Below are 18,763 nucleotides of genomic sequence, written 5' to 3'. Positions count from 1 at the left end.
CGCTCAGAAGTCGTCCACGTACTCGAGCACGAGGCCTTGCCGCGCGGCCACCTCGTCGGAGATGGTGCGGACCGTTTCCGCGAAGGGCGGGCTCACCTCGATCTCCAGCGCGTGCAAGCCCGCGCCCGCTGCATCGTCGACCAGGCCGGCCGAACTGGAATCCTCGTCGTCCAGGTGGGGCATGAGGTCGGCTACCTCTTCGACGCTTTGCACGCCCTCCAGCCCGTGCAGAGCGATGACCAATACTTCGAAGCCGCTTCGGGGTCCGGTGGCGCGGAGCCTGACGTGTGCCATGACATGCCTCCTGGTGCGGCATGCGCATGCGATGCCGATGCGGCAACAACCTAGGCGCGGGTGGATTACCAGTTCGTGAAAAACACGCATCCGGAATTCACGGGCGGATTCACGCGCTGGCAGCGGATCGCGTGAATAGTGGAGGACAGCAATGCCAGGCGGGCCTCGGATGACCAGTACGAACGAAAGCAAGGCCCATTTGTTCGGACGCGAGGCCCGCGAGATTCCGCTTCCGTCGGTAGGCGAATACGAGCCCGCGGAAGATTCCCTGTTGTGGGTGGACATGGCGGGCGAAACCGAGGCCACGCTGGATCGGCTGTGGCAGGACCTGCGCCTGCCGGGCGAAGCGCTGGCGATATGGCGCGAGCGGCGCATCGCGCCATTGCTGGGGAAATCCGATGGCGCGATCTGGCTGCAGGCCTTCCTGCTGCGGCAGGGAAACGGCAGCGCGTTCGCGAGCGTTCCGGTCATGGTGGTGGCCTCCTCGAATACCGTGGTGACGCTGCATGACGAAGCGCTCGAGGAGCTCGCGAGCCTGAAACGGGAGCTGGCGGCGGAACGCGATGCAGGGACCCTGACCGCCGAGCATTTGACCGCTTTCATCCTGGACCGCCAGATCGGAACCTATTTCCATGCGGTGTCGGCTTTCGAATCCGAAGTCGAGTGGCTGGAGGAAAAGATCCTCGACGACGAGCCGCGAGACTGCCTGCCCGACCTCCGTCGCCTGTGCATGGCCGCGTCGAGCCTGCGGCGCACGCTGGCTCTGCATCGCGCGGTGTATTCGGAACTGGCGCGGCCGGGATTCCATCCCGGAAATCCCGAGCGGGTCCAGCGGGGATTCCGGTCGATCGACGAGCGATTCGAGCGCGCGCTGGATATGGCCGAGAACGCGCGCGACCTGGTGATGGAGAGCTTCGGCCTGTTCAGCGCAAAGACCAGCCTGGACACCAACAACTCGATGCAGGTGTTGACCTTTGCCACGGTGGTGGTGGGCTCCCTGTCGGTGATCGCCGGCTGGCTCGGCATGAATTTTCTGGCGCACTTCTACACCAGCGGAGAAGCCGGGTTCGCCATCGCCGTGCTCGGCTCGATCGCCCTTGCCTTGAGTCTGGTGATGTGGGCGCGTCACAAACGCTGGCTCTGAGAAAATTATGCGTATTGCGGAAAGAAATTCTTCATCTTCGGGACGGCGGCCGGTTTCCGTTTCTCGGGTGCCGCGCGCCAGGCGAAGTTGGCACGGCGATTGCAGAAGACCCGGGTGGGTGCGACGTGCACCGGTAAACCAGGAGTTAGAGAAATGGCTACCAACCAGAACCGCAATCCGCAGAACGCCCGGAGCGGGGGGCGCGGCTTCGCCGGCATGGACGATCAGCGCCAGCGCGAGATCGCCAGCAAGGGCGGCAAGGCTGCGCACCGCAGCGGCAACGCACACGAATTCGATTCGGATGAGGCGCGCCGGGCTGGGCAGAAGCGCGGGCAGATGGGCAATCGTCGCGAAGGCGAGTAGCGACTTCGTCGGAAGCGTGAAGCCCATTCATCAGGCGGATCGGGCCACCGCCGCGATGAAAAGGCAAGAGTGATGATCTCCCGTTCCAGCGATCGTCTCGTGGCATGGTTGAGGCAGGCCTACGTGATGGAAAGGGAAGCCGAAGCCATGCTGTCCGTGCAGGTCCGGCGCATCGATCATTACCCGATCCTCGCCCGGCGCCTGCAACAGCACCTGTACGAAACGCAGGAACAGGCACGCAAACTGGAGGCATGTCTGGCGCGCCATGGCGCGTCGGTCCCGTCGGTGAAAGGCGCCACGGCGAGCTTCATGGCCGCCATGCATGCCGCCTGCAACACGCTGGTGTCGGACGAAGTGATGCGCGACGTCGTCGTCGACTACGCGTTCGAGCACATGGAAGTCGCGATCTACGAAACGCTGGTCGTCGCGGCGGAAGCCGCCGAGGACCTGGAGACGCGCGCGGTCTGCCTGGAAATCTTCGAGCAGGAGCGGACCATGGCCTCCTGGCTGGTGGAGCACCTGGAATCGACCGCGCGCCAGTTCCTGGACATGGAGCAATCCGAGGTGGAAGCGAAGCGATGAACCCGGGCAATGCGATCGGGGAACAAACGGACCTGGATGACGGGGACGGCACGGGCATCGCTTCGCCCGCTCGCCTGCGTCGCCTGGCGATCGTCTGGAGCGAGACGGAACCGTGCGCCAGCCATGAGATCGTCACCCTGCGTTTCGCCGCGGCCCGGCTCGCCGCACTGCTGGGCCTGGAGTACGACGATGCGCAGGCCGGCGCCGGTGAGGGCGACGCGACCTACTACCTGCCGATGTTCACCCTGACCCGCGAGGAGGCGGACGCTCGCGGCATCGTCATGGAGTCCCAGTTGTGGGGCGGCATCGTTCCGCACGGATTCGTCGCGACCAAGCTGGTCAGCCACCCGCCTTGGGGAAGGCCGGAGGCCATGCCGGAAGGATGGAAGCACATCGCCGGCATCGAGAAGTACACGCTGCCGGGCTATTCCGTGTTCGCCCGCGACGATGCCTGGCAGGCCGGCAAGGCGCTGCTGCAAGACGGCGCGGTGCGGCTGAAGTGGCCGTTCGCGCGAGGCGGAGGAGGGCAGGCCATGGTGCGCGACCAGCACGAGCTGTCGGCATGGCTGGATGCGGCAAACGACTCCCTGTTTCCCGGCGGGCTGGTGGTCGAGCGCCATCTGGAAAGCGCGAAGACCTACAGCGTGGGAAGCTCGAGCCTGCCGGGTTACGACATCGCCTATTGGGGCGAACAACACAACGTCCTCGACCCTTCCGGCTCGGAGGTATACGGCGGTTCCGCGCTGACCGTGGTGCGCGGTTCCTTTCCGTCGGCGCTGGCGGCCGGCAGCGACGTCGTCCGCGCCATCGTCGCGGCCAACGCCTACGACCGTCTGGTGCGCGGGGCTTACGGCGTGGTGGCGTCGCGGCGGAATTACGATGTCATCGTCGGCGTCGACGCCCGCGGCGACCGGCACTTGGGCGTACTCGAGCAGTCGTGGCGGTTCGGCGGGGCCAGCATGGCCGAGGTGTTCGCGCTGGAGTGGTTTTCCCGCAATCCGGGCAGCAACTCGGTAGCTGCGGAAACCGGGGAATCCTACGGCGACGAGCCGTTGCCCGAGGGCGCGGTCCTTTATTGCCATGGCGACGCGGAGTCGCCGCGGAAGTACGCGAGGATCATCCCCTATGGATGTTGAGCTGGACCATTGCCGGATCGACGTAACCGACGACGAGAATGTCGAGGCCACGGTACTTTCGCCGCAGCGCGAGCTGCCCGGCGTGCTGTTCGTGCACGGCTGGGGCGGCAGCCAGGAACACGATCTCAGCCGCGCGCGGGAAGCGGCCGCCCTCGGTTGCGTATGTCTGACCTTCGACCTGCGCGGCCACAGCGCGCGGGCGGCGAGCCGGGATACGGTGACGCGCGCGCAGAACCTGCAGGACCTGTGCGCCACCTACGACTGGCTCGCCCGGCAGTCGCATGTCGACGACGAGGCGATCGCGGTGGTCGGCATCAGCTATGGCGGCTATCTTGCGGCGATCCTGTCGCAGGTCAGGCCGGTGCGCTGGCTTGCGCTGCGCACGCCCGCGATCTACCTGGACAAGGATTGGGAGTCGCCCAAGCGCCGCCTGCACGAGGATCCCGAGCTGTTGCGCTATCGCCATCGCCCGGTGGCGGTGGAAGAGAACCGCGCGCTGCGCGCATGCGCGCAGTTCGAAGGGGATGTCCTGCTGGTCGAGGCGGAGCACGACGAGATCATTCCGCGGCAGGTCATCGAAAGCTATGCCGCGGCGTTCGGCAGCGCGCGCTCGATGACGCGGCGGCTGATCCGCGGCGCCGACCACGGCTTCAGCGAGAAGAACGCGCAGAAGGACTACACCGACGTGCTGATGGCGTGGATGACCGAGATGGTGGTCGGTTCGCGCGGCGCGATCGCCGAGCGCAAGGTGCGTGCGTACAAGGAGGAAGGGCGCATCGATGGGGTGACGTAAGGCTTGGCTTCGATCCCGAGAGGACCGCGGGATCCGGGCCGGCACGGCGTCGATGCGCCCGCGACGCGGTTACAGGGTCACCGCGCCGCCGGACACGTTCAACAGCGCGCCCGAGGTGTAGCTGGCGGTATCGGCGGCGAGCATGACGTAGGCGGAAGCCAGTTCGGCCGGTTGCCCGGGCCGTCCCATCGGCACGTGGTCGCCGAAGTTCACCAGTTCCTCTTCGGACATGCCGGCGGGGATCAGCGGCGTCCAGATCGGGCCGGGCAGTACGGCGTTCACCCTGATGCCCTGCGAGGCCAGCATGCCGGCGAGCCCGATGGTCAGGTTGGCGATCGCGCCCTTGCTGGTCGCGTAGGGAAGGATGCTGGGGTTGGGTTTCTTCGACTGCACCGAGGCGGTATTGATGATCGCACCGCCTTCCTTCAGGTGCGGCACGGCCAAGCGCACCAGGTTGAACGGGGCATGCACGTTGGTCGCGAAGGTCTTGTGCCATTCGTCGAGGGTGATCTCGTCGAAGTTCTCGAAATAGCGCTGGTACGCCGCGTTGTTGACCAGCACGTCCAGGCCGCCGAGTTTCTCCACCGTGGCGCGGACGAGCGCTTCGGCCTGCTCGGGATCGCTGACGTCGCAGGGATGCCCGTAACCGTTGCGGCCGGCATCGCGGACGTACTTGAGGGTGTGGTCGGCGTCCTTCTGTTCGGTCGGCAGGTAGGCGATGGCGACATCGGCGCCTTCGCGCGCGAAGGCGATCGCCACGGCCGCGCCGATGCCGCTGTCGCCGCCGGTGATCAGCGCGCGCTTGCCGACCAGCAGGCCATGGCCGATGTAGCTTTCCTCGCCGTGGTCCGGTCGCGGTTCCATCTTGTCCGTCTTGCCGGGGAATTTCTGCTGCTGCGGCTTGAAAGGCGGCTTGGGATAGCGCGGTACGCTCATTTCGACATCTCCACCATGGACTGCGGCCACTATTCCGCAGCGCGCATAAGCAGGATGCGAACGCAGGCGCGGCGATCGTCTTCACCCGGCGATTCACCCTTTCTTTCCGCTTGCCTTCCTACAACAGGGCCATCCCCGACTCGCGACCCGGAGGTCGACCATGGCACGTTCTTCGCTTACCGATCAGCCTGGCATCCATGAGCTGCTGTTGCAGGCGCTGGAAACGGAGCAGGGCGGCATCCAGGTCTACACCGCCGCCCTCGGCGCGGCGCAGAACGAGGACCTGGTGCAGGAATGGCAGGAATACCTCGAGCAGACACGACGCCATGAACAGATCCTCGTCCGGGTATTCGAGGACCTGGGCAAGGATCCCGACGAGAGCAGCCCCGGACGCGAAGTCGTCGCGAGCCTGGGCCAGTCGCTGGTGACCGCCATCGAGATGGCCGTGGCCAACGGCGATCCGGCCGCGGCCGAACTGGTCGCCGCCGAATGCGTGGTGCTGGCCGAGACCAAGGACCACCAGAACTGGGAACTGATCGGACAGGTCGCGGCGAAGGGCGGCAAGGAAGGCAAGCTGCTGCAGCAGGCGCATTCCGAAGTCGAAAAGGAAGAAGACCACCACCTCTACCACACCAAGGGTTGGGCGCGCGAACTGTGGATGCAGTCGCTCGGCCTGCCGGCAGTGCTGCCGCCGCCGGAAGAACGCAAGCACGTGGAAACCGCCATCGGCGCGGCGCGCGCCGAGCAGGAGCGCAAGCGGATGCTGTGAGCATGCCTGCGATCCGATCCATCGCATCCCGGAGGCGAGGCGCATGCCGGACATGGATGCGCAAGGCGAGGTGATCGCCAAGATGGCCTTCGCGATGCTGCTGGGCGGCGCGATCGGCCTGGAGCGCGAGATCAAGGACAGGCCGGCCGGCTTCCGCACCCACATGCTGGTGGCCGCCGCCGCGGCGATGCTGACCGGGATGGGCAGCATGATGCTGGCCACGCTGGACCGGACCGGCATGCAGATCAGGATCGATCCGTTCCGCCTGATGGAAGCGGTGATCTCCGGCGTGGCCTTCATCGGCGCGGGCACGATCTTCGCCCATCGCGGCGCGGCCGTGGTCGGCATCACCACCGCCGCGTCGCTGCTGATGGTGGCGGTGATCGGCATCGCCTGCGGGCTCGGCTATCCGTGGCTCGCGCTGCTGGCGACCGCGCTCACGCTGGTGGTGCTGACGATTCTTTCCTGGGTCGACCGCCGCATGTCGCGCAGGCAATCCCCTCACCCCCCGCAACCTGGAGAAGGACATGAAAGTCGGACACATGATGAGTAGCGATGTTTGCGTGGTCTCGCCTGACGACAGCCTGCGCGAGGCCGCGAAATTGATGGCGGAATACGACATCGGCAGCCTGCCAGTGGGCGAGAACGACCGGCTGGTCGGCTTCCTGACCGATCGCGACATCGCGATCCGCGCGGTGGCGCGCGGCCTGAGTCCGGATTCGCGCGTGCGCGAGGCGATGTCCAACGACGTGAAGTACTGCCACGAGGACGACGACATCGAATCGGTCGCCAAGAACATGGCCAGCCTGGAAGTGAGGCGCCTGCCGGTGGTGAACCGCGACAAGCGCCTGGTCGGCATCGTCTCGCTGGGCAACTTCGCCGGCAGCGGCGATTCGCGCGCCTCCCAGGACCTGCTGCAGGGCGTGGCCGCACCCCACTGACATCCCCAAGGACGCAGGTCGGACATGGACACCGAACGCGCCGCGGGTCGCGCAGGGACGGGGAAGATGACCCGCCGCGCGGAGATCGTGCGTTTCCTGTTCCGCTACCGCAACGCGGGGATCTTCCATGGCGTGCGCCTAGACAGCATCCCCGACGACGCGAGCGAAGGCAGCCCCGAGGAATTCGCGCGCGAACTCGAGGCGATGGGGCCGACCTTCGTCAAGCTGGGACAGATGCTGTCGACCCGTCCGGACCTGGTTCCGCCGGCGTACGCGGTGGCGCTGGAGCGGATGCAGGAAAGCGTCGCGCCGGTGCCGTTCGACGCCATCCGCGAGCGGGTGGAGCACGAGCTGAGCGTCCGCATCGGCAAGGCGTTCGCCGCCTTCGACGAACAGCCGCTGGGCAGCGCATCGCTGGCCCAGGTGCATCGCGCGGTGTTGCGCGACCGCAAGGAAGTCGCGGTGAAAGTGCAGCGCCCGGGCGTCGCGGAGCAGCTTATCCGCGACCTGGACGTGCTCAGGGAATTCGCCGACGCCGCCGACCACATGACCGAGCTGGGTCGCCACGTCCGCTTCGCCGACTGGCTCGGGGAGTTCGGTCGCACCCTGATGGCCGAACTGGACTACGTGGCAGAAGCGGAGAACCTGGACCGCTTCCGCGAGCACCTTGCGCCGTTCCCTCTGCTCTGGTTGCCGCGGCCGATCTGGGATTACTGTGGCCGGCGCGTGTTGACCATGGACCTGGTGCATGGCATCCGGGTCGACGAGGTGCCAGGCATACGCCGTGTCGAGGAACCGATGACGCCGCTGGCCGAAGAACTGCTGCGCGGCTATCTCGACCAGGTGTTCGTGCATGGGGAAATCCATGCCGATCCGCATCCCGGCAACCTGCGGGTGACGCCCGAGGGACGCCTGGCGATCTTCGACCTGGGCATGGTCACCAACGTGTCGCCGAAGCAGCGCGATCGCCTGCTCAAGCTGCTGTTCGCCGCGGTCGACGGGCGCGGCGAACAGGTCGCGGAAGAGGGCATCGACCTGGGCGTGCGCCTGGCCGACTACGACGAATCGCGCTACATGCGCGAGATCAGCCAGCTGATCGCGCGTTACGCCGCGCATCGCGCCTCGATGTCCGAGGGCAGGGTGTTGCTGGAACTGGTCCGCATCGCCACCCGCTGCGGCCTGCGCGCGCCGCCCGAGTTGAGCCTGCTCGGCAAGACCCTGCTCAACCTGGATGCGGTCTGCGATGCGCTGGCGCCGGAGCTGGATACCCAGCGGGTCATCGAGGACCAACTGCAGCACGTCATGCGCGCCAACCTGCGCCGTTCGCTGTCGCTGCCGGCGCTGGCCAGCGAACTGCTCGAGGTGCAGGGATTGCTGCGCGACGGTCCGCGCAAGTTCTCCGACATCCTGTCGCTGCTCGCGGAAAACCGCCTGCAGTTCCGGGTGGTGGGCCTGGACGAGTCGCGGATGATGGAGAACCTGCAGAAGATCGCCAACCGCATCGCCATCGGCGTCATCACCGCCGCGCTGATCCTGGCCTCGGCGCAACTGATGCGGGTGCCGACGCCGCACACGCTGTGGGGTTATCCGATCGTCGCCCTGGTGCTGTTCGTGCTGGCCGCGGCGCTGGGCTGCGGCATCGTGCTCAGCGCCTTGCTGCGCGATCATCGCGCACGCGACCGGGAAGAACGGGGCCCGCGCTGAAGGCGGGCAGATCCTTCGGCTCACCCCGTGTCAGGGCGTCAGGATGACCTTGCGGCAATCGTCCTGCTTGTCGTTGAACATCGCATAGCCCTTGGCCGCCTCCTGCAGCGGCAGCTGGTGCGAAATGATCGCTTCGGGATGCAGCCGGCCTTCCTGCACGGCATACAGCAGCTCCGGCAGATAACGCTGCACGTGGGTCTGGCCCATCGCGAAGTGCAATCCCTTGTCGAACGCGTCGCCGAACAGGAAGGCATGGAGGACGCCGGCATACACGCCCGCGACGCTGATCACGCCGCCGCGCCGGCATGCCGCGATGCATTGGCGCAAGGCGGTGCCGCTGCTGCCTTCCAGTTTCACCGTGGTGAGCACGGTTTCGGCGATCGAACCCTTGGCTTCGAAACCGACCGCATCGATGCAGGCGTCCACGCCGCGGCCGGCGGTGGCTTCGACGATCTCCGCCACCGGATCGTCCTGTTCGTCGAAGTTGATGGGCTGCACGTCGTAGGTGCGCGCGGCGAAGTCGAGCCGGTAGGGATGGTGGTCGACCATGAAGATGCGTTCAGCCCCCATCATCCGGCAGCAGGCCGCGGCCATCAGCCCGACCGGCCCGGCGCCGAAGATCGCCACGCTGGTTCCGCGCCTGACCGCGGCATTGATCGTCGCCTGGTAGCCGGTGGGCAGGATGTCGGACAGGAACAGCACCTGTTCGTCGGACAACTCGTCGGGGATACGCAACGGGCCGACGTTGGCGTGGGGCACCCGCACGTATTCGGCCTGTCCGCCGGGAATGCTGCCGTAAAGCGAACCGTAGCCGAACAGCGCGGCGGGCGGGCGGACGTCATGGCGGTTGAGGGCGGTGCCCGATCCGGTATTGGTGCATTCGCAGGCCGCGTGTTCGCCCAGCTTGCAGAAGAAGCATTCGCCGCATGCGATCACGAACGGGATCACCACGCGGTCGCCCTTGGCAACCTCGGTGACGCCCCGGCCGGCGGATTCGACCACGCCCATGAACTCGTGGCCGAGCACGTCGCCTTCGCGCACGCCCGGTATCTTGCCGCGGAAGATGTGCAGGTCCGATCCGCAGATGGCGGTGGCGGTAACCCGGAGGATGATGTCGTCCGCATCGCGCAGCTCGGGGTCGGGCACGGTTTCGACGCGCACGTCCTTGTTCCCGTGGTAGGTCAGTGCATGCATGCGTCGGGTCTCCGGTCAGGCGGGCGAGGGTGCGGCCGCCAGCCGTTCGCGCTGGCCGTACAGGTCGATGTCGCAGGCCGATGCTTCCAGCAAGGCGATGGCCCGGTGCGCCCGGCGGCGGATCTGCGCGGAGTTCGACAGCGCCAGCCCGTTGCACAGTCCGTGCGCGGTTTCCAGCCATTGGCGCATCTCCCCGGCCGCGCGCCGGTCGAAGTTGGGGCTGGGCAATCCCTCGACCGAACGCATCGATGCGTAGGGCAGGTCGGCATGCGCGGGCAGGATTTCCGCCAGTTCGTCCCATGCGCCGCCGGGCGCCAGCGCGCTCTGCCAGCGTTCCGCAGCCGCGCGCAATTCCTCGTCGGACGCGCGCTGTTCGACGACTTCGGCCAGTGCCCTGGCCGCGGCCAGGTGACCGGCCATGCGCACCATCCGCGCCAGGCCCGCCGCGTTGTCGGCGCGGCGTTGCTCCACCAGCGTGCGGACCACCCAGGCGATGGCCAGCGCGGACAATCCCCAGGCGAGGGGACGGAGGCGCCGCGCGCCGGATCGCCGGTCGGAACCTGCTTCCAGCGTGCGGGGCCTCGCGTGCGGCATGCCCATCAATGCGTGGTTCCGCCCACCGCCGTGGTGCCGGGCGCCTGCGGGACCTTCTGGGAACGCTGCTCATCGCCCGTGGTCTTCGCACCGGACGTCGTCGCTCCGGACGTCGTTGCCCCGGATGTCGTTGTCCCGGATGTCGTTGTCCCGGACGTCGCCATCGACCCCGTCGCTTCCGAGCGGGTCTGCTGGCTGCCGCTTACCCGGATTTCGTTGCGCACGTCCTTGACCCCGCTGCAGGCGTCGGCGATGTCTTCGGCGCGGTGCTTCATCCAGCGGTTCTCGACGGTGCCCTGCAAGGTCGCGACGCCGTCGCTGACGCTGACGTTGATGTCGCTGGCGTCGAGCAGCGCATCCTCGGTGAACCGTTCGTTCAAGTCCTCGGTGATGCGTTCATCGGAGCGCCGGTAGTTCCTCGGGCCGCGTCCGCGATGCTCGCCCATGCGCTGGGTCTGTCCGCGTTCGCTGTATCCGCGTTCGTTGTAATAGTCGTTGCCCAGGCCGGCGTAGCCGGTGTCGTAGCGCGAACCCGTGTCGTACCGCGAACCGGTGAAGCCGCGATCCTGTTCGGAATAGCCGCTGCCCAGGTAATCGTTGTATCCCGTGTCCGGGCCGCGTCCGTAGTTGCCCTGGTCGTAGCCGCCCTGGCCGTATTCGCGCTGGCCATAGCTGCCCTGGCCGAGGTTCTGCTCCGGCCGGCGGCCATAACCCTGGCGTCCCTGGCTGTAGCCGTAGAGGCTGTCCTCGTTGCGATAGCCGCCGCGGCCCTGGCCGTACCGGCTGCCGCTCTGCTCGGTCCTGCCGCCACTGCCATAGCCATAGCCGGTGCTTCCATAGCCGTATTCGCGTCCGCGGGCGCCCTCGCCCATGGCCTCGTCGTCCTCGAACCGGGCGCGTCCGGCACGCGAAGTTTCCGCGCCTGCGCCGGAATAGAACTCGGTTTCATCGAAGCCGCGTCCGTATTCGCGTTCGCGTCCCGGTTGCGGTCCGTACGGCCCGCGTTCGCCGCGGGCGATGTGCTCGCGGTAACCGCGATCGCCGCGGTAGGCCTGGCCTTCTTCGCGTTCCGTGCCGCCGGTGGCGCGCGAAATCCCGTATCCCTCGCCGTACCCGCGTTCGCCATGCTCGCGGGATGCTTCGTAACGCCGATGTTGCTGGTTCATGTCGTCCCTCCGGTTGTCCCACCATTCGCGGCCCATTTCCGCCACACGGACGGCCAGGTTCTGCAGATCGCTGAGGGCCGCTTTCAGCTCCGTTCCCACTTGTTTGTCCATCACGATGGTTCCTCTTGTGGTTGGCCCCGGTCGGTATGCAATAGCCATGCCAAGGCGCGGGACCTGATCCTTGGCGCTCGCGTCGCCGCGCCGTTCCGTCGCAGCGAAAAAATTTCCGCACGGTTGCAGCTCTTTCTTCCTCGCGTGCGCAGCGGCGGATTCATCCGTCGTCGTCCTCCAGGTTGGCGGCGTGGTGGCTGCTGTGCAGCGCGATGTGGGCCATCTCTTCGACCAGCTGGTATTCGGCCGCCATGTGCAGCAGCATTTCGGTCAGCGCGATGTGCGCGGTGTTGGGCGTGTGCGCATACAGCTCGTCGACGGCGGGCTCCAGGTGCGCCATGACCCCGAAGATGTCGGTGTCGGCGGCATCCTGCAGCGCGGACGGCAGGAAGGTGTGCAGCCGCTTGCGGATGTGTTTGGGAATCTGGGTCTGCATTTCAGGCAAGCCGGCTGTCGAGACGGTAGACCTCGCAATGTTCCGTGGTGCACGCCCGCCACTCGGGACAAGCGGGATTGATGATCAGGTTGTACGCACCCGGCACCAGCACGCTGGGCACCCGCAACACCGGCGAACGGCATGAAGCCAGCCAGCCGTCGCCCATCTGCTGGACGTCGCTCCGGTAAGGCCAGTCGCGCCAGCCTTCCGGCAACGATTCCGGCTCCTCGATCCATTCCCGTCGCAGCGCGGTGCGCGCGCAACAGATTCCGTCGTGCGCCTGGCCGTGCAGGTGCGCCAGGAATTCCAGCATCGCCGTGGACGGCTCGCACGACGCATAGATCGCGGGGGCGTTGCCGCTGGTCCAGCGGCCCGGCTTGTCCTGTGCGGCGAACGGCGTCTTTTCCGGGTCGTTCTCGAACACCTGGAAAGCCCTGACGATCTCCATGCGTTCTCCTGGATGTCCGCGGCCAGCTTAGGGGCGGCCCCGATAACAGGATGTCGAACGCGGCCTCACGACGAGGCAACACGCGATGGCCGATGCTCGGGCCATGACCGAGGTGTTTTCGTTGATCGTCACGCCGCGGCGCGTGGAATGCGTCGTGGGCCGGATCGACGACCCCGCCGATCCGGAGGGTGGCGAGGTCGCATGGAACGGACGCAGGCTGCGCCTGGTGCACGAGCAGCGGGAGAACGGCGAGGACCTGGTCTGGTTCATCTATGGGGACATCGCGCTCTCCAAACCGGAAACCCTGTCCCGTGCCGCGCAGTGGGCCGAATCGACGCGGCGACGGCAGCGCCCCACGCTGCATTGACATCCTGCTCACGGGGGACTGTTAGCGTCGAACGCATGAACAACGCCTCCGCGCACCCGTGGTACGTGCGCCATGGACTCGGCCTCGCCTTGCTGGCGATCTGCGTGGTGAGCCTTGTCGGGCAGGTCCTGGCCGGACACGCCGCCTGGAACGAAGAGCGCGCCGACGAGGGCATGTCGCCGCTAAGCCTGGTGGCCTATCTGGAAACCGGCCATTTCGTGTCGGCCACGTTCGAGAACTGGGAAAGCGAATTCCTGCAGATGGGCATGTACGTGCTGCTGACCGTCTGGCTGCGCCAGCGCGGGTCCGCGGAATCGCGTCCGCTCGATCCCGCCGAGGAAGAGGAGCGCGTGATGCCGGGACCGGCACCCGCCTGGGCGACGGCGGGAGGCTGGCGCGAATTCGTCTATTCGAACTCGCTGGCCATCGCCTTTTTCCTGCTGTTCGCCGCGTCGTTCCTCGCCCACCTCGAAGGCAGCTGGCGCCACGAACTGGACGAGCGGGCGATGAAGGGGAAGCCGCCGATAGCGCTGTGGGACCACTTCACCGGCAGCCAGTTCTGGTTCGAGTCGTTCCAGAACTGGCAAAGCGAATTCCTGTCGGTGCTCGCCATCGTGGTGCTGTCGATCTTCCTGCGCCAGCACAACTCGCCGCAGTCCAAGCCGGTTCGCGCACCGCATCGGCAGACGGGGACATGAGCCGTCGTCGCGGCGGGATTTTCACGCGATGCTTACGCCCCGTCGGCAAAGTGTTGCGCCGGTTGCATCAAGGGCACGACACGTGACACTTCCGCTGGCTGGGCGGCGCATTTTGGTTGCCGAGGACGAATATCTGTTGGCGCAAGCCTTGGCCGACGCCCTGCAGGACGCGGGCGCCTCGGTCGCCGGCCCCGTCGGCGGCGTGAACGATGCGCTGCGCTCGCTGGCCGGCCCGCCGTTGCCGGACGCGGCCATCCTCGACATGAACCTTGGCGGCGAGAGCGTGTACCCGGTCGCCGACCGGCTGCTGGAGCAGGGCATCCCCTTCGTGTTCACCTCCGGCTACGACCGCGACATGGCCCCGTCGCGCTATGCCCACGCACCCCATTGCACCAAGCCGATCCTCGCCGACGAGGTGATCGCCGCGGTGGCCGGGCTGTTGGCGCAGGGGTAGGTGATGGATCGGCCGGTCGGCCAACGCAAACTGCGCGAAAGCGATACGCGTTTCCGCCAGTTCGGCGAGGCCTCGTCGGACGTGTTGTGGATACGCAACGCCGACACCCTGGAGCTCGAGTACCTCAGCCCCGCGTTCGACCACATCTACGGCATGGACCACCGTTCCATGCTGGCGCGGCCTGCGCTGGAAAGCTGGATCGAACTGATCCTGCCCGAGGATCGCCACATGGTTCATGAGGCGATCGGGAAAGTCCGCAACGGCCAGCGGGCATTGACCGAATATCGCATCTGGCACCCGGAAGGCCGCGTCCGCTGGATGCGCAACACCAAGTTCCCGTTGCTGGACGACGACGGCAAGGTCGTCCGCATCGGTGGCATCGGCCACGACGCCACCGAGGAAAAAGAGGCCGCCGACCGGCTGCAGGTACTCATCGCCGAGTTGCAGCATCGCACCCGCAACCTGATGGCGGTGGTGCAGGCGGTTTCCGAACGCACCCTGCGCGAATCCGCCACGCTGGCCGAGTTCGGTCCGGCGTATTCGGACCGCCTGCGCGCGATCGCCCGCGTGCATGGGCTGCTGTCGCGCCTGACCGATGGCGACAAGGTTTCGTTCGACGAACTGCTGATGGAGGAACTGCGGGCTCACGGCGTCAATGGCGAGCGCGTTCTCCTGGACGGACCCTCCGGTGTACGGCTCCGCTCCACCACCTTGCAGACCTATGCGTTAGCCCTGCACGAGCTGGCGACCAACGCGACCAAGTACGGCGCCTTGTCGACGGATTCCGGCCGGCTCGCCATCCGCTGGCGTACCGCCTCGCGCGAGGACGGCACTCCGGTCTTGCAGATGGAATGGCGCGAGCAATTCGAAACGCCTTCGGAACGGCCTGCGGACGGCGTGCACTCCGGCGGCTACGGGCGCGAGCTGATCGAGCGCGCCCTGCCCTACCAGCTCAAGGCGAGGACTTCCTACCGGCTGGAGCCGAACGGTCTGCTTTGCACCGTCGAAGTGCCCCTGCCGACCGATTGAACGCGGCCTGTCGGTCACGTCGCTTTTCACCCGCTCGGAATCCCGCGCATTGCACCCTGCCCGCAACTGCGCGGCATTGCACGTTCGGAGGCGGCGCACCTCGCAACCAACGAATGCAGGAGGTTCCCATGAAAGTCGCGCGCATTTCCCGGCTCCTCGCGACCGCCGCGCTGTCTCTCGCGGTGACGGCCACTTCCGTCTTGGCGGTGGCCCAGCAGGCCATTCCGCGGGATACGGTCGGCGACAAGAACAAGACTTCGCAGCCGATCGGCGACGCCTGGATCACCACCAAGGTGAAGTCCGAGTTGATGGTCGCCGACAACGTGCCGGCGAAGGACATCGAGGTCGAAACGACCAACGGCGTGGTCAGGCTCAGCGGCATGGTCGCCGACCGGGCGCAGAAGGACAAGGCCGTCGACGTCGCGGGCCGCATCGACGGCGTCACCCGCGTGGACGCCAGTGCATTGATGGTACAGCCCGCGCGCTGACCGCACCGGCACCGCCATGAAACACCGACAGGTCTTCCTCACCCAAGGCATGGAGCAGGCGCGCGATGCGGCGCAGGCGGCGCGGGACTGTCGCGTCGCGGACGACGACATCTCGTTCGTCGCCCGCCGCGACATGGAGATCAACCGCATCAGCAACCGGCGCAAGATCGCCGACAGCGACTTCGTCCCCGCCGCGTTCCGCGGGGCGCTGTATGGCGCCGCGCTGGGCCTGGTGGGCTCGCTGGTGGTGCTGACTGTGTTCGGCGGAACGCATTGGTGGGGCCTGGCGCTGGGCATCGCGATGGGCGCCGTGCTCGGCGCCTGGGCCTCGTCGCTGATGGGGGCCGCGATCGTCGATCCCGTGCATCGGCGCTTCGCCAGCGAGATCGAGGCGGGCAACGTCCTGGTCGTGGTCGATGCCGAAGAGTCGATGCAGGAGGAACTGGAAGCGGCGATGGCCAGGGTCGACGCGCGGAAGCTGGATTACGACACCCCATCGGTAATGAGCTGAACGGGGAAACGATTCCTGCGTGATCGCGTCATGTGTGATCGCGTCATGTGTGATCGCGTGGCGCGCGCGACTGCTTGCGCTTTACTTCTTCGCGCTGGTCGCGTTCGCCGCGATCCTGCACCGACTCCTTCGTCGACTTCCCCGGCCTGTCCGGATCGGACTTGACGGTCGCGGCGCGCCGCTTGGGTCCCTTGAACACCGGGGGAGTCGCGGCAACCGGCGGCGATCTGGAGGGAATGAAGGGCGAGGGCGGGTCGCTGGCGGGAAACGATTCCTCCAGCGCTTCGTCGTGGTTCTCGCTCTCGTGGCGCTTGCGGTGATGCCGCTCGACCGGCGATTCCGGGCGGTTGCGGTTCTCGCCCGGAGCGGGCGGATCCTTTCGATCTCGGTTCATGGCGTGCTCCTCGGGGGCAGGTGCTGCGATGGCCGCGACGCGTCGGCTAGGCAGGCCCTGCTGCGGTAGCGGATCCTTGCAGCCGTGCTTCTGCAGGGAGGGTCTTGCGCGCCGCGTGCCGCTGCCGACCCGCGACCATGGCGACCAACTGCGGCGCGCGCATCTTGCTCCAGCGGGCGCCCCATCTCATGCCCGCATCGATCGAACGGACCACGATCACCGGATGGGGCTGCACCGAATCGTTCAAGTGCACGCGTACGACCCAGCCCAGGCGTTGCTGGCGGACTTCCAGCACTTCGACGTCGTCCAGAAACAGGCGTCGCCGATCCTTTTCCTTCAACCAGCGGAAGCATTCTGGCAATTTGCTCGGTAGCGCTTTGGTCATTTCGGATTCCTCTTGCGTTGCCGGTGGTGCACCGGTTCCGCGTGTCGGAAAGGAAACGACGGTCCGGTGCTTACCTTGGCATACGCAATTCCCGTGCCATCGCCGCCGGGTTCCCATGGATGAGTTGCGATGCGCCGAGACGCGCAGGTTGTGCCCGCGAGTGAAATTTTTTCTTCACGCGATGACCGGAAAGCCGGCTCAGCGGGAAGGAAGTTCGCCGGAAGGCGGGTCCTTCTTGCGGACCAGCGCCGCGCACTCCGCGATGGCCGCTTCCATCTTGCGCAGGACTTCCATGGCTTCCCGGCGTTCGGCGCCGGAGAGACGCAGCTTGTCCTTCAGGATCAGCACGCCGATGGAGATGATGTTCAATTCGTTGCGCAGCCGGTGCAGCGATTGCTCATCCATGGGAGCGCAGCCGTGCCAGGTGGTTGTGGATCGTGCGCACGCTGACCCCGAGGCTCTTCGCCGCCGCGGTCTTGTCGCCGCGATGGTAGGCCAGGGTATGCCGCAACATCTCGTCCTCCATCTGGCGGAAGGTCATGCCAGGACGGAAGCAGATGCGGTCCGCTTCGATGGCGGAATGTTCACGGCATCCGATCGGAGTGACGTGGACCAGGCTGTTCGGCGATCGCAAGTACGCGCGTTCGGTGGCGGACATCAATTCGCGGACGTTGCCGGGCCACGCGTAGGCGAGCAGGCGCGGGAGACAGGCCGGGTCCAGTCGCCTGTCTTCTTCGTATTCCCGGTTCAGCGCGTGGACGAACGAGTTCGCCAGCAACTCGATGTCCGCGCCGCGCGCGCGCAGCGGCGGTATCTCGATGGGAAAGCGCGCCAGCCGGTAGTAGAGGTCGTCGCGCAGCGGACCGGGTTCGCCGGTCTGGATGCGATGGGTCGCGGCGATGATGCGCACGTCCAGTGCCACTTCTTCCGTGCCGCCGACGCGGACGATGCTGCCGGTTTCCAGCGCGCGCAACAGGTAGACCTGCAGCGCGGCGGGCATTTCGCCGATTTCGTCGAGGAACAGGGTGCCGCCTTCGGCCTGCTCGAAGTAGCCGCGGTGGCGGCTGTTCGCGCCGGTGAACGCACCGCGTTCATGGCCGAACAACTGGCTGGCGAGGAGATCCGCGGGAACTGCACCGCAGTTGACGCTGACCATGCGGCCGCGTCTTCCACTCTCCTGGTGGATGGCGCGCGCCACCATTTCCTTCCCCGTCCCGGTTTCGCCGGCGATCAGCACGCTCAGCCGGGTCGGGGCGACGCGCCCGATGTCCTCGCGGACCTGCATCATCGCCGCGCTTTCCCCGATCAGCAGGCGACCATGGTCGAGCTGGCCCTTCATCCTGCTGGAGAATCGCGCATGCGCCTGGCTAAGCAGGCGATCGATGGCGCCTTCTTCCAGCGGTTTGCCCAGGAACTCGTCGGCAGGAGAGGCGACGGCGCGGCGGATTTCATCGGCATCGCCGGTGCCCGATACGAACACGATCCGGCCGCGGTGTTCGGGCGGACGGCTTTTCAACACATCGAAGCCCGTGCCGTCGGGCAGGGCCATGTCCAGCATGGTCAATTCCGCGTCGTTCCGGTTCAACCAGGGACAAGCTTCCGCGACCGTGTGGAACTGTTGGGTCTGGAAGCCCCTGCGCTTGGCGATGGATGCGAGAAACAAGCCGAAATCATGATCGTCGTCGACGATCGCCAGCGTGGGCGCGTTCATATTTGTCTCCGTGCCTTCAGCTATGCGGAAACTATATGAAAAGGCCCGTTACCGTCGCGCGAATGGTTGAGCAAGATCCCGCGTCGCGGGTTTGCGGCAGGCCGGGACAGGCGTC

The 18,763-nt window shown here is 66.7% G+C and carries 26 protein-coding genes; 15 read left to right on the top strand and 11 right to left on the bottom strand.

Features of this window, described 5'->3' with window-relative positions; translation table 11 throughout:
* Positions 1–3: 3 nt before the first annotated feature.
* Positions 4–294, bottom strand: coding sequence for a hypothetical protein (locus tag J5837_RS03140; protein ID WP_210535261.1), 291 nt, complete (start codon positions 292–294; stop codon positions 4–6).
* Between the two features lie 169 nt (positions 295–463).
* Here J5837_RS03140 and J5837_RS03135 point away from each other — a divergent pair, with 169 nt between their 5' ends.
* From J5837_RS03135 to J5837_RS03115, 5 genes are all read left to right on the top strand, one after another.
* A complete protein-coding gene (locus tag J5837_RS03135) occupies positions 464–1,438 on the top strand; it encodes a magnesium transporter CorA family protein (RefSeq protein ID WP_210535260.1) in 975 nt (324 codons plus the stop codon).
* A gap of 153 nt (positions 1,439–1,591) precedes the next feature.
* Positions 1,592–1,801, top strand: coding sequence for a KGG domain-containing protein (locus J5837_RS03130; protein WP_210535259.1), 210 nt, complete (start codon positions 1,592–1,594; stop codon positions 1,799–1,801).
* A 72-nt stretch (positions 1,802–1,873) separates the two neighbouring features.
* On the top strand, positions 1,874–2,383 hold the full coding sequence (locus J5837_RS03125; protein WP_210535258.1) for a ferritin-like domain-containing protein: 510 nt from the start codon (positions 1,874–1,876) through the stop codon (positions 2,381–2,383).
* Positions 2,380–3,519, top strand: coding sequence for a DUF3182 family protein (locus J5837_RS03120; RefSeq protein ID WP_210535257.1), 1,140 nt, complete (start codon positions 2,380–2,382; stop codon positions 3,517–3,519). The genes J5837_RS03125 and J5837_RS03120 overlap by 4 nt, the downstream gene beginning before the upstream one ends.
* Positions 3,509–4,312, top strand: a complete 804-nt coding sequence (locus tag J5837_RS03115; protein WP_210535256.1) for an alpha/beta hydrolase family protein — start codon at positions 3,509–3,511, stop codon at positions 4,310–4,312. Before J5837_RS03120 ends, J5837_RS03115 begins: the two co-directional genes overlap by 11 nt.
* 69 nt (positions 4,313–4,381) lie before the next feature.
* Here the strand turns inward: J5837_RS03115 and J5837_RS03110 are convergent, their stop codons facing one another.
* Positions 4,382–5,248 carry an SDR family oxidoreductase gene (locus tag J5837_RS03110; RefSeq protein ID WP_210535255.1) on the bottom strand — a complete coding sequence of 289 codons (867 nt, stop codon included), beginning with the start codon at positions 5,246–5,248 and terminating at the stop codon, positions 4,382–4,384.
* A 160-nt stretch (positions 5,249–5,408) separates the two neighbouring features.
* On the opposite strand from J5837_RS03110, the gene J5837_RS03105 reads away from it, so the two are divergent.
* Genes J5837_RS03105 through J5837_RS03090 form a run of 4 tightly spaced genes read left to right on the top strand, consistent with a single transcriptional unit; the run spans position 5,409 to position 8,662 of the window.
* Positions 5,409–6,017: a ferritin-like domain-containing protein gene (locus J5837_RS03105; RefSeq protein WP_210535254.1), complete on the top strand. Its 609-nt coding sequence runs from the start codon at positions 5,409–5,411 to the stop codon at positions 6,015–6,017.
* A 43-nt stretch (positions 6,018–6,060) separates the two neighbouring features.
* Positions 6,061–6,570 carry an MgtC/SapB family protein gene (locus tag J5837_RS03100; protein WP_210535253.1) on the top strand — a complete coding sequence of 170 codons (510 nt, stop codon included), beginning with the start codon at positions 6,061–6,063 and terminating at the stop codon, positions 6,568–6,570.
* Entirely contained in the window at positions 6,545–6,958 is a 414-nt protein-coding gene (locus J5837_RS03095; protein WP_210535252.1) for a CBS domain-containing protein, read from the top strand. Before J5837_RS03100 ends, J5837_RS03095 begins: the two co-directional genes overlap by 26 nt.
* Positions 6,959–6,982: 24 nt before the next feature.
* Entirely contained in the window at positions 6,983–8,662 is a 1,680-nt protein-coding gene (locus J5837_RS03090; RefSeq protein ID WP_210535251.1) for an ABC1 kinase family protein, read from the top strand.
* A gap of 30 nt (positions 8,663–8,692) precedes the next feature.
* On the opposite strand, the gene J5837_RS03085 is transcribed toward J5837_RS03090, so the two are convergent.
* The 5 genes from J5837_RS03085 to J5837_RS03065 form a co-directional block, all read right to left on the bottom strand.
* A complete protein-coding gene (locus J5837_RS03085) occupies positions 8,693–9,856 on the bottom strand; it encodes a zinc-dependent alcohol dehydrogenase (protein WP_210535250.1) in 1,164 nt (387 codons plus the stop codon).
* Positions 9,857–9,871: 15 nt separating this feature from the next.
* Positions 9,872–10,450, bottom strand: coding sequence for a hypothetical protein (locus J5837_RS03080; RefSeq protein ID WP_210535249.1), 579 nt, complete (start codon positions 10,448–10,450; stop codon positions 9,872–9,874).
* 5 nt (positions 10,451–10,455) lie between these two features.
* Positions 10,456–11,727, bottom strand: a complete 1,272-nt coding sequence (locus tag J5837_RS03075) for a BON domain-containing protein (RefSeq protein WP_210535248.1) — start codon at positions 11,725–11,727, stop codon at positions 10,456–10,458.
* 160 nt (positions 11,728–11,887) lie between these two features.
* Positions 11,888–12,163 carry a hypothetical protein gene (locus tag J5837_RS03070; protein ID WP_210535247.1) on the bottom strand — a complete coding sequence of 92 codons (276 nt, stop codon included), beginning with the start codon at positions 12,161–12,163 and terminating at the stop codon, positions 11,888–11,890.
* Position 12,164: 1 nt separating this feature from the next.
* Complete coding sequence (locus J5837_RS03065; RefSeq protein ID WP_210535246.1) at positions 12,165–12,611, bottom strand: RES family NAD+ phosphorylase; 447 nt, start codon at positions 12,609–12,611, stop codon at positions 12,165–12,167.
* A 103-nt stretch (positions 12,612–12,714) separates the two neighbouring features.
* Here J5837_RS03065 and J5837_RS03060 point away from each other — a divergent pair, with 103 nt between their 5' ends.
* The 6 genes from J5837_RS03060 (at position 12,715) to J5837_RS03035 (ending at position 16,158) form a co-directional block, all read left to right on the top strand.
* A complete protein-coding gene (locus J5837_RS03060; protein ID WP_210535245.1) occupies positions 12,715–12,978 on the top strand; it encodes a hypothetical protein in 264 nt (87 codons plus the stop codon).
* 35 nt (positions 12,979–13,013) lie between these two features.
* A complete protein-coding gene (locus J5837_RS03055) occupies positions 13,014–13,676 on the top strand; it encodes a DUF6766 family protein (RefSeq protein WP_210535244.1) in 663 nt (220 codons plus the stop codon).
* Positions 13,677–13,758: 82 nt separating this feature from the next.
* The gene (locus tag J5837_RS03050) at positions 13,759–14,130 is read left to right on the top strand and encodes a response regulator (protein WP_210535243.1); all 372 of its coding nucleotides are present in this window, start codon (positions 13,759–13,761) and stop codon (positions 14,128–14,130) included.
* Between the two features lie 3 nt (positions 14,131–14,133).
* On the top strand, positions 14,134–15,159 hold the full coding sequence (locus J5837_RS03045) for a sensor histidine kinase (protein WP_210535242.1): 1,026 nt from the start codon (positions 14,134–14,136) through the stop codon (positions 15,157–15,159).
* A 128-nt stretch (positions 15,160–15,287) separates the two neighbouring features.
* The gene (locus J5837_RS03040; protein WP_210535241.1) at positions 15,288–15,647 is read left to right on the top strand and encodes a BON domain-containing protein; all 360 of its coding nucleotides are present in this window, start codon (positions 15,288–15,290) and stop codon (positions 15,645–15,647) included.
* 16 nt (positions 15,648–15,663) lie between these two features.
* Positions 15,664–16,158 carry a hypothetical protein gene (locus tag J5837_RS03035; protein WP_210535240.1) on the top strand — a complete coding sequence of 165 codons (495 nt, stop codon included), beginning with the start codon at positions 15,664–15,666 and terminating at the stop codon, positions 16,156–16,158.
* Between the two features lie 43 nt (positions 16,159–16,201).
* Here the strand turns inward: J5837_RS03035 and J5837_RS03030 are convergent, their stop codons facing one another.
* The 4 genes from J5837_RS03030 to J5837_RS03015 all read right to left on the bottom strand — a co-directional run bounded on the left by J5837_RS03030 (position 16,202) and on the right by J5837_RS03015 (position 18,648).
* Positions 16,202–16,552 (bottom strand): hypothetical protein, encoded by a 351-nt coding sequence (locus tag J5837_RS03030; RefSeq protein WP_210535239.1) that lies wholly within the window; start codon positions 16,550–16,552, stop codon positions 16,202–16,204.
* Between the two features lie 46 nt (positions 16,553–16,598).
* A complete protein-coding gene (locus J5837_RS03025; RefSeq protein ID WP_210535238.1) occupies positions 16,599–16,937 on the bottom strand; it encodes a hypothetical protein in 339 nt (112 codons plus the stop codon).
* 198 nt (positions 16,938–17,135) lie between these two features.
* Positions 17,136–17,342: a hypothetical protein gene (locus J5837_RS03020; RefSeq protein WP_210535237.1), complete on the bottom strand. Its 207-nt coding sequence runs from the start codon at positions 17,340–17,342 to the stop codon at positions 17,136–17,138.
* Positions 17,335–18,648 (bottom strand): sigma-54-dependent transcriptional regulator, encoded by a 1,314-nt coding sequence (locus tag J5837_RS03015; protein WP_210535236.1) that lies wholly within the window; start codon positions 18,646–18,648, stop codon positions 17,335–17,337. Before J5837_RS03015 ends, J5837_RS03020 begins: the two co-directional genes overlap by 8 nt.
* Between the last annotated feature and the right edge of the window lie 115 nt (positions 18,649–18,763).

It is taken from the genome of Pseudoxanthomonas helianthi, from assembly GCF_017939625.1.
Classification (GTDB): domain Bacteria; phylum Pseudomonadota; class Gammaproteobacteria; order Xanthomonadales; family Xanthomonadaceae; genus Pseudoxanthomonas_A; species Pseudoxanthomonas_A helianthi.
Note: the sequence above shows the minus strand (reverse complement) of the source record. Positions and strands in the feature narration are given on the sequence as shown.

Coding starts and splice junctions, on each gene's coding strand:
- J5837_RS03115 (WP_210535256.1), top strand. CDS start 3,509: ATGGATGTTGAGCTGGACCATTGCCGGATCGACGTAACCGACGACGAG.
- J5837_RS03070 (WP_210535247.1), bottom strand. CDS start 12,163: ATGCAGACCCAGATTCCCAAACACATCCGCAAGCGGCTGCACACCTTC.
- J5837_RS03105 (WP_210535254.1), top strand. CDS start 5,409: ATGGCACGTTCTTCGCTTACCGATCAGCCTGGCATCCATGAGCTGCTG.
- J5837_RS03040 (WP_210535241.1), top strand. CDS start 15,288: ATGAAAGTCGCGCGCATTTCCCGGCTCCTCGCGACCGCCGCGCTGTCT.
- J5837_RS03055 (WP_210535244.1), top strand. CDS start 13,014: ATGAACAACGCCTCCGCGCACCCGTGGTACGTGCGCCATGGACTCGGC.
- J5837_RS03035 (WP_210535240.1), top strand. CDS start 15,664: ATGAAACACCGACAGGTCTTCCTCACCCAAGGCATGGAGCAGGCGCGC.
- J5837_RS03085 (WP_210535250.1), bottom strand. CDS start 9,856: ATGCATGCACTGACCTACCACGGGAACAAGGACGTGCGCGTCGAAACC.
- J5837_RS03025 (WP_210535238.1), bottom strand. CDS start 16,937: ATGACCAAAGCGCTACCGAGCAAATTGCCAGAATGCTTCCGCTGGTTG.
- J5837_RS03020 (WP_210535237.1), bottom strand. CDS start 17,342: ATGGATGAGCAATCGCTGCACCGGCTGCGCAACGAATTGAACATCATC.
- J5837_RS03015 (WP_210535236.1), bottom strand. CDS start 18,648: ATGAACGCGCCCACGCTGGCGATCGTCGACGACGATCATGATTTCGGC.
- J5837_RS03060 (WP_210535245.1), top strand. CDS start 12,715: ATGACCGAGGTGTTTTCGTTGATCGTCACGCCGCGGCGCGTGGAATGC.
- J5837_RS03125 (WP_210535258.1), top strand. CDS start 1,874: ATGATCTCCCGTTCCAGCGATCGTCTCGTGGCATGGTTGAGGCAGGCC.
- J5837_RS03095 (WP_210535252.1), top strand. CDS start 6,545: ATGAAAGTCGGACACATGATGAGTAGCGATGTTTGCGTGGTCTCGCCT.
- J5837_RS03045 (WP_210535242.1), top strand. CDS start 14,134: ATGGATCGGCCGGTCGGCCAACGCAAACTGCGCGAAAGCGATACGCGT.
- J5837_RS03130 (WP_210535259.1), top strand. CDS start 1,592: ATGGCTACCAACCAGAACCGCAATCCGCAGAACGCCCGGAGCGGGGGG.
- J5837_RS03110 (WP_210535255.1), bottom strand. CDS start 5,248: ATGAGCGTACCGCGCTATCCCAAGCCGCCTTTCAAGCCGCAGCAGCAG.
- J5837_RS03030 (WP_210535239.1), bottom strand. CDS start 16,552: ATGAACCGAGATCGAAAGGATCCGCCCGCTCCGGGCGAGAACCGCAAC.
- J5837_RS03090 (WP_210535251.1), top strand. CDS start 6,983: ATGGACACCGAACGCGCCGCGGGTCGCGCAGGGACGGGGAAGATGACC.
- J5837_RS03100 (WP_210535253.1), top strand. CDS start 6,061: ATGCCGGACATGGATGCGCAAGGCGAGGTGATCGCCAAGATGGCCTTC.
- J5837_RS03140 (WP_210535261.1), bottom strand. CDS start 294: ATGGCACACGTCAGGCTCCGCGCCACCGGACCCCGAAGCGGCTTCGAA.
- J5837_RS03065 (WP_210535246.1), bottom strand. CDS start 12,611: ATGGAGATCGTCAGGGCTTTCCAGGTGTTCGAGAACGACCCGGAAAAG.
- J5837_RS03075 (WP_210535248.1), bottom strand. CDS start 11,727: ATGGACAAACAAGTGGGAACGGAGCTGAAAGCGGCCCTCAGCGATCTG.
- J5837_RS03120 (WP_210535257.1), top strand. CDS start 2,380: ATGAACCCGGGCAATGCGATCGGGGAACAAACGGACCTGGATGACGGG.
- J5837_RS03080 (WP_210535249.1), bottom strand. CDS start 10,450: ATGCCGCACGCGAGGCCCCGCACGCTGGAAGCAGGTTCCGACCGGCGA.
- J5837_RS03135 (WP_210535260.1), top strand. CDS start 464: ATGACCAGTACGAACGAAAGCAAGGCCCATTTGTTCGGACGCGAGGCC.